The organism is uncultured Jannaschia sp., from assembly GCF_947494055.1.
Lineage (GTDB): Bacteria > Pseudomonadota > Alphaproteobacteria > Rhodobacterales > Rhodobacteraceae > Jannaschia.
This window is the reverse complement of sequence record NZ_CANLTR010000134.1, coordinates 1-1,132: the sequence shown is the minus strand read 5'-3', so window position 1 is coordinate 1,132 and position 1,132 is coordinate 1. Positions and strand designations below refer to the sequence as shown.

Sequence of the window (1,132 nt, the reverse complement as noted above, 5' to 3'; positions counted from 1 at the left end):
TCAGCACCCGACGACGCGTCAGAAATAGCTTCAATATCCCTCTTGCGTTCGGGGCGGTTACATATGTTGCAGAACTCACTCCTGAGGCATGACTTCCCCTTACCCCGCTGATGTTATGCCACGCGAACGATCTCGGCGGTGCCGAGGGCATTGAAGCGGTTCATGAGGGCAATGCGAATGTGGATCTCGGCGGTTTGGCGGTCGGGGTCTCTCGCTGCGATGCGTTCGCCGAATGCCTTGATACCTCGCATCTTCGCCTCGACCCGGCTTCGAGCGTGGTATCCGGCCCAGTGCTTCCAGAACGCCCGGCCGTAGTGTTTTGTGGCGCGCAGCGTCTCGTTGCGAGCCTTTGCCGCCAGGCAGTCTTCCTTCCAGGCGCGCCCGTTCTTTCGGATCGGGATGATTGGAACAGCCAGTCGTTCGGTGATGGCCGCATGGCAGCGGCGCGTGTCGTAGGCACCGTCGGCCGTTACAGTGCCGATCTGTTCGTCCTCCGGGATCTGGCCGAGCAGCTCGGGTAGGATCGGGCTGTCCGCTGCCCGGCAGTGGTTTGCTTGCAAACCATGAGAGGGGCCATCGCGGCTCGGAGTGAACTCGACAGCCCGGATGTCCGAGGTCGCAGTGTCCATGGCGAGATGCACCTTACGCCACTGGCGGCGGCCCTGAGCGCCGTGCTTGCGGGCCTGCCACTCACCGTCGCCGAGGAACTTGATGCCGGTGCTATCCACGAGCAGGTTGAGCGGGCCATCGGAGCGACGATACGGGATCTGAACCGCCAAGGTCTTTTGCCTGCGGCACAGGGTGCTGAAGTCGGGGACGGACCAGTTCAGCCCCGCCAGCCGGAGCAGGCTGGCCACCATACCGGCGGTCTGTCGCAAGGGCAGCTTGAAGAGCACTTTGACCGACAGACAAAACTGGATAGCAGCATCTGAGAAAACGGGCGGGCGTCCGGGCCGACCTTCATGCGGCGCCAGCCAAGCCATCTCCCGGTCTATCCAGATCAGCATTGAACCGCGCTTGCGCAATGCAGCGTTGTAACTGGACCAGTTCGTCGTGCGGTAGCGGGCGGGAGAAGGCTTGCTCATGGGGCCCGTCTAACCGGCTGGATTCACGCTGTGAATTGCCCGCAGTC

Annotated in this window: 1 protein-coding gene; it reads right to left on the bottom strand. The window is 62.6% G+C overall.

What is annotated here, in order from left to right:
• Positions 1–113 precede the first annotated feature (113 nt).
• Positions 114–1,085, bottom strand: coding sequence for an IS5 family transposase (locus Q1A87_RS23485; protein WP_299657267.1), 972 nt, complete (start codon positions 1,083–1,085; stop codon positions 114–116).
• Between the last annotated feature and the right edge of the window lie 47 nt (positions 1,086–1,132).

Coding starts and splice junctions, on each gene's coding strand:
- Q1A87_RS23485 (WP_299657267.1), bottom strand. CDS start 1,085: ATGAGCAAGCCTTCTCCCGCCCGCTACCGCACGACGAACTGGTCCAGT.